Annotated in this window: 4 protein-coding genes; 1 reads left to right on the forward strand and 3 read right to left on the reverse strand. The window is 61.1% G+C overall.

The features are described from left to right. Nucleotides 1-75: 75 nt before the first annotated feature. From preA to hydA, 3 genes are all read right to left on the reverse strand, one after another. Entirely contained in the window at nucleotides 76-1350 is a 1275-nt protein-coding gene (preA, locus tag HNQ83_RS27795) for an NAD-dependent dihydropyrimidine dehydrogenase subunit PreA (protein WP_175392046.1), read from the reverse strand. Further along, entirely contained in the window at nucleotides 1351-2718 is a 1368-nt protein-coding gene (locus HNQ83_RS27800; protein ID WP_175392047.1) for an FAD-dependent oxidoreductase, read from the reverse strand. It abuts the gene before it with no gap. Between the two features lie 161 nt (nucleotides 2719-2879). Further along, on the reverse strand, nucleotides 2880-4319 hold the full coding sequence (hydA, locus tag HNQ83_RS27805; protein WP_175392048.1) for a dihydropyrimidinase: 1440 nt from the start codon (nucleotides 4317-4319) through the stop codon (nucleotides 2880-2882). Between the two features lie 543 nt (nucleotides 4320-4862). Between hydA and HNQ83_RS27810 the strand changes: the two genes are divergently transcribed. After that, complete coding sequence (locus tag HNQ83_RS27810) at nucleotides 4863-6347, forward strand: NCS1 family nucleobase:cation symporter-1 (protein ID WP_175392049.1); 1485 nt, start codon at nucleotides 4863-4865, stop codon at nucleotides 6345-6347. Nucleotides 6348-6412 lie beyond the last annotated feature (65 nt).

The raw sequence follows: 6412 nt of genomic DNA on the forward strand, positions 1-6412 counted from the left end.
GCTCCCACAGTTGAAATGCATTCCAGTGTGGGAGCGAGCCTGCTCGCGAAGGCGCTGGTTCAGGCGCCGCTGTTCTCAAGGGCTGACGTGATACGGATTCCTCGGATCATGATTCCAGTCCAGAAACGGCTTGCCGGTGTCCACCGGGACCATTTCGATGCAGTCCTGCACCGGGCAGGTGATCTGGCATAGATTGCAGCCTACACACTCCTCATCAATCACTTCATAGGCGTGGGTGCCATCGGCCTTTTTCACGCTGGCCACCGCCTGGTGCGAGGTGTCTTCGCAGGCGATGTGGCAGCGGCCGCAACCGATGCAGGCCTCCTGGTCAATCTTCGCAATCACCTGATAGTTGATGTCCAGGTACTTCCAGTCCGTGGTATTGGCCACGGCCCGGCCGGAGAACGCTGAAATGCTGGCGTAGCCCTGGCTGTCCATCCAGCGCGACAGGCCGTCCTTCATCTCTTCGACGATCCGGAAACCATGGAGCATCGCCGCCGTGCACACCTGCACCGAGCCGCTGCCCAGAGCGATGAACTCCGCCGCGTCGCGCCAGTTGCCGATGCCGCCGATGCCGCTGATGGGCAGGCCCTGGGTCTGTGGGTCGCGGGCGATTTCGGCGACCATGTTCAGGGCAATCGGCTTGACCGCCGAACCGCAATAGCCGCCATGGGTGCTCTGGCTGCCGACCATCGGATTGGCCACCATGCGCTCCAGGTTGACGCTGGTGATCGAGTTGATGGTGTTGATCAGCGACACCGCATCGGCGCCGCCCCGGTGCGCTGCGCGGGCCGCCATGCGAATGTCGGTGATGTTCGGCGTCAGCTTGACGATCACCGGCAGCGAACAGTACGTCTTGCACCAGCGGGTGACCTGTTCGACGTACTCCGGCACCTGGCCGACCGCCGCGCCCATGCCGCGCTCCGGCATGCCGTGGGGGCAACCGAAGTTCAGTTCGATGCCGTCGGCACCGGTGGCTTCCACCAACGGCAGGATGTGTTTCCAGGACTCTTCGACGCAGGGCACCATCAGCGACACGATCAATGCGCGGTCCGGCCAGTCCTTTTTGACCTGGGTGATTTCCCGCAGATTGATCTCCAGCGAGCGGTCGGTGATCAGTTCGATGTTGTTGAATCCCAGCACTTCGCGGTTGGCCCCGAAGTGCGCCGAATAGCGCGACGACACGTTGACCGCCGCCGGGTCTTCACCCAGGGTTTTCCAGACCACGCCACCCCAGCCGGCCTCGAAGGCGCGGACTACGTTGTAGGCCTTGTCGGTCGGCGGCGCGGAGGCCAGCCAGAACGGGTTGGGGGATTTGATGCCAGCGAAGACAATCGACAGATCGGCCATTTACGCAGCCTCCACGTTGAGCATCAGTTGAGCATGAATGGCCTCGGCGGCCCGTTTGCCGTGCTGCACCGCTTGCACGGTGAGGTCCTGGTCGAGGCTGGTGCAGTCGCCGCCGGCATAGACGCCGGGGATGCTGGTGCGCAGGTGTTCGTCCACCAGGATGCGATCGCCCTGGCGCTTGAGTTCTCGGGCGAGCGGGTCGGCGAGGGCGCAGTCATCGAAGGTCTGGCCGATGGCCTTGAAGATCGCGTCGGCGGCCAGTTCGAAGGTTTCCCCAGTGGTTTGCAGGCGGCCGTCGACCAGATGAGTCCGGGCGAAGCGCATGCCGCGTACCTGACCCTGATCATCGAGCAACACTTCTTCCGGTTGGGCCCAGGTCAACAGGCGCACCTGATTGGCCTTGGCGATGTCCTGTTCGTGGTGGGTGGCCCCCATGTCCTCGACGCCACGGCGGTACACCAGGTTGACGTCATGGGCGCCGAGGCGGGCCATTTGCACCGCCATGTCGATGGCGGTGTTGCCGGCACCGAGCACGATGCAGTGGTCAGCCAGCGGTAGCTGGGTCAGGTCATCGGCCTGGCGCAATTCGCGGATGTAGTCGGTGGCGGCCACCAGGCCCGGGGCCTCTTCGTGGGGCAGGCCGAGTTGTTTGCTGGCGTTGAGTCCAAGGCCGAGGAACACCGCATCGTATTGTTGGTGCAGTTCGCTGAGGCTCAGGTTGTCGCCGAGTTTTTGCCCGTGGCGGATTTCGATGCCGCCGATCTCCAGCAGGAATTCCAGTTCCTTCTGCGCGTAGTCGTCCACCAGTTTGTATTTGGCAATTCCGTATTCATTGAGGCCGCCGGCCTTTTCCCGCGCTTCGAAAATCACCACGTCATGGCCGTGCATGGCGCTGCGATGGGCGCAGGACAGCCCAGCCGGACCTGCGCCGACCACGGCAATCCGCTTGCCGGTAGCGGCGGCGCGAGGGAAGGGGTGCTGGCTGAAATGCGCATTGTCCACGGCATAGCGTTGCAGCAGGCCGATCATCACCGGCGCGCATTCATGGGCGTTGTTGCGCACGCAGGCTTGCTGGCAGAGGATTTCCGTCGGGCAGACCCGGGCACAACTGCCACCAAGGATGTTGGCCGAGAGGATTTTCTGCGCCGCGCCCTGCACGTTGTCCTGATGAATGTTGCGGATGAAAGAGGGGATATCGATCTCGCTCGGGCAGGCATTCACGCACGGTGCGTCGTAGCAATACAGGCAGCGCGAGGCTTCCAGGTGGGCCTGTCGGTCGTTGAGCGGCGGCGCCAGGTCGGTGAAGTGGCCGGCGAGGGCGGCTGCGTTCTCGTACGGGTGCGGGAGGTGGGTCAGGGTCTTGATCACGGTTTTTAGCCTCACGGTGATGGAGGTTATGCCTCTGGTGGGCATTGGTTTTTGTGTTGTCCGGGCGGGCCTCTTCGCGAGCAGGCTCGCTCCCACAGGTTTTGTGAACGCCCGAAATCCCTGTGGGAGCTGGCTTGCCAGCGATAGGCCGAAGGCCGCTCTCAGCGTTTCACGGCAACCGGCTGATTCAACTCGGCCCGCTTGCTCAATAAATCAAACACCGCCGGATACGCCGGCCGTTCGATATACCGTCCCGCCCCACGCTCGGCGCGAAGGTCGCCGTCGGCCCAGACCACCCGGCCCTGGCTGATGGTGTGGCTGGGGACGCCGCGCACGGTCTTGCCTTCGAAGATGTTGAAGTCGACTTGCTGGTGATGGGTCTTGGCGGAAATCGTCCGTGTGCCTTGCGGGTCCCACAGCACCAAGTCGGCATCGGCGCCCACGCGGATCGCGCCTTTGCGTGGGTAAAGGTTGAAGATCTTGGCGGTGTTGGTCGAGGTGAGGGCGACGAAGTGCTGCATCGACAGACGTCCGGTGTTCACCCCTTCATCCCAGAGCACGGCCATGCGGTCCTCGATGCCGGCGGTGCCATTGGGGATCTTGCTGAAATCGTCCTTGCCGGCGGCTTTCTGCTCGGCGCAGAAACAACAGTGATCGGTGGCGGTGGTGTGCAGGTTACCCGCCTGCAGGCCATGCCAGAGCGCTTGCTGATGGCCGATAGGACGGAAGGGCGGGCTCATCACGTAACCGGCGGCGGTCTGCCAGTCCGGGTGTTGATAGACGCTGTCGTCCAGCAGCAGATGCCCGGCGAGCACTTCGCCATAGACCGGTTGGCCCTTGGCCCGGGCGTAGGTGATTTCGTCCAGCGCTTCCTTGGTCGAAACGTGCACCAGGTACAGCGGCGTGCCGAGGGTCTCGGCAATGCGGATGGCCCGGCTCGCGGCTTCGCCTTCGACCTGGGAAGGGCGCGACAGCGGATGCGCCTCCGGCCCGGTCATGCCCTGGGCCATCAGCTTGCGTTGCAGGTGAAACACCAGTTCGCCGTTTTCCGCGTGCACAGTGGGCACGGCTCCCAGTTCCAGGCAACGCTCGAAACTCGCCACCAGGGTGTCGTCCGCCGCCATGATCGCGTTTTTGTAAGCCATGAAATGTTTGAAGCTGTTGACCCCGTGATGGTTTACCAGCTCGGCCATTTCCTCGCGCACCTGCTCGCTCCACCAGGTGATGGCAACGTGAAAACCGTAATCGGATGCCGACTTCTCGGCCCAGCCGCGCCACTGATGGAAGGCTTCCATCAGGGACTGCTGCGGATTGGGAATCACGAAATCGATGATCGAGGTGGTGCCACCGGCCAGACCCGCCGCCGTGCCACTGAAGAAGTCCTCGCTGGCCACGGTGCCCATGAAAGGCAGTTGCATGTGGGTGTGCGGGTCGATGCCGCCGGGCATCAGGTACTGGCCGTTGCCGTCGAGTATTTCGGCACCTGCCGGCGCTTCGAGGTTTTCGCCGATGGCCTTGATCACGCCGTCTGCGCAATACACATCGGCGCGATAACTTTCATCATGGGTAATAACGGTGGCGCCACGAATCAACAGAGACATTCCGGATTCCTCGCAGGCATGACCGGCTGATGCCGGTTCTAGATGTTTTATATGCAGTCATCGTCGACAGGTGTATTCCTGTCAACGCTGTCAGGAATAAACGCTAGCTGCTGTTATGGGAATCAGCAAGAATATTTTTTATAAGCTTATATCTGTTTTAACTGATTGATAATTAACGGTTTAAATCGAAAATCACCAAAATGGGGAGGCCAATCACCATTTTGACGCACTTGACAGGATCGAAATATGGTCAAGATTTCCTATGTGAAATCAGCTGTTTGTGAATGGTCTATGGTTGATGCGCCATTCTGAAAAAAAGATCCACGCACCAGATTGAGTCCTGGCGGTTCGGACAATTTGCCTGACATTCGGCCTGAGTGGCATGGCAAGTATTCCGGGGAATCAATAGATAGATGAATAAAAACAGTTATTTATAAAGTGTTTATGGAACTGCCCGATGCGCAAGCGGGGCGCCCGGCACGCTTTTTGAAATCGCCAGCCCCCTGATGAGCGAAAAATAATTCAAAGAACAGTGGAGCGGCCATGCAACAGATCAGATCGCAGGTAACCGAGCGCGACGGCTTGTTTGAGCTGGAAGCCGGTAGCGACGTCCTCGACAGTCCCCGTTACAACCACGACATGGCACCGACCAAGGTGCGCGAACGAACCTGGAACAAATGGCACATCACCGCGTTGTGGGTCGGCATGTCGATCTGCGTGCCGACTTACACCCTGGGCGGCGTTCTGACGGCCTATTTCGGCCTGACCGTCGGTGAAGCGCTGCTGGCGATTCTGTTCGCGAACATCATTGTGTTGATTCCCCTGACCCTGAACGCCTTCCCTGGCACCAAGTACGGCATTCCGTTCCCGGTGCTGCTGCGTTCTTCGTTCGGCATCCTCGGGTCCAACATCCCGTGCCTGATCCGTGCCCTGGTGGCGTGCGGCTGGTTCGGCATCCAGACGATGTTCGGCGGGCTGGCCATTCACCTGTTCCTGGGTTCGGTGTTCGAGGGCTGGAAGTCCTTGGGCGGAACCGGTGAAGTCCTGGGGTTCATGATGTTCTGGGCGTTGAACCTGTGGGTGGTGATTCGCGGCGCCGAGTCGATCAAATGGCTGGAAACCCTGTCTGCACCGCTGCTGGTGGCGGTGGGCGTGGGGTTGCTGGTGTGGGCGATGCCCAATGTGTCGATGACCGAGCTGCTGGCGATTCCGGCCAAGCGTCCCGAAGGCGCCAGCGTGGTCAGTTACTTCGCCGCCGGGCTGACGGCGATGGTCGGCTTCTGGGCCACGCTTTCGCTGAACATCCCGGACTTCAGCCGCTACGCGAAAAGCCAAAAGGACCAGATCGTCGGGCAGATCATCGGCTTGCCGCTGACCATGTTCTTGTTCGCCGCGCTGGGCGTGGTGATGACCGCCGCCTCGGTGAAACTGGTGGGCGTCACGGTGTCCGATCCGGTGACGCTGATCGGCCATATCCAGAGCCCCGTCTGGGTCGCCCTGGCCATGGCGCTGATCATCATCGCCACGCTGTCCACCAACACCGCAGCCAACATCGTGTCGCCGACCAACGACTTCCAGAACATCGCACCCAAGGCGATCAACCGCACCAAGGCGGTGATGCTCACCGGTTTCGTCGGCCTGGCGCTCATGGGCCATGAACTGCTGAAGAAGCTGGGGTTGATCGTCTCGGACATCAGCCTGGAAACCGTTTACTCCAACTGGCTACTCGGCTATTCCAGCCTGCTGGGGCCGATTGCCGGGATCATGGTGGTGGACTATTTCCTGATCAAGAAACAGCAACTGGACCTTGCCGGCCTGTACCGCGATGACGTGTATCCGGCGTGGAACTGGAACGGTTTCCTCGCGTTCGGTGTGCCGGTGGTGCTGACGCTGTTGTCGCTGGGCAGCGACGTGTTCAGCTGGTTCTACAGCTATGGCTGGTTCACCGGCTCGGCCCTTGGCGGGTTGATTTATTACGGGTTGTGCGTGATGCGGCCACAACCTTCTGCCGTGAAATCGGCGGTGTAGCGGATGGCCTCTTCGCGAGCAGGCTCGCTCCCACAGGGGACTGCATTTCAACTGTGGGAGCGAGC

The sequence above is a fragment of the Pseudomonas sp. C2B4 genome (assembly GCF_013359695.1).
Taxonomy (GTDB): Bacteria; Pseudomonadota; Gammaproteobacteria; order Pseudomonadales; family Pseudomonadaceae; genus Aquipseudomonas.

Bases quoted from the DNA above. Each gene is read 5' to 3' on its own strand.
- preA (WP_175392046.1), bottom strand. From the start codon at position 1,350: ATGGCCGATCTGTCGATTGTCTTCGCTGGCATCAAATCCCCCAACCCG.
- hydA (WP_175392048.1), bottom strand. From the start codon at position 4,319: ATGTCTCTGTTGATTCGTGGCGCCACCGTTATTACCCATGATGAAAGT.
- HNQ83_RS27810 (WP_175392049.1), top strand. From the start codon at position 4,863: ATGCAACAGATCAGATCGCAGGTAACCGAGCGCGACGGCTTGTTTGAG.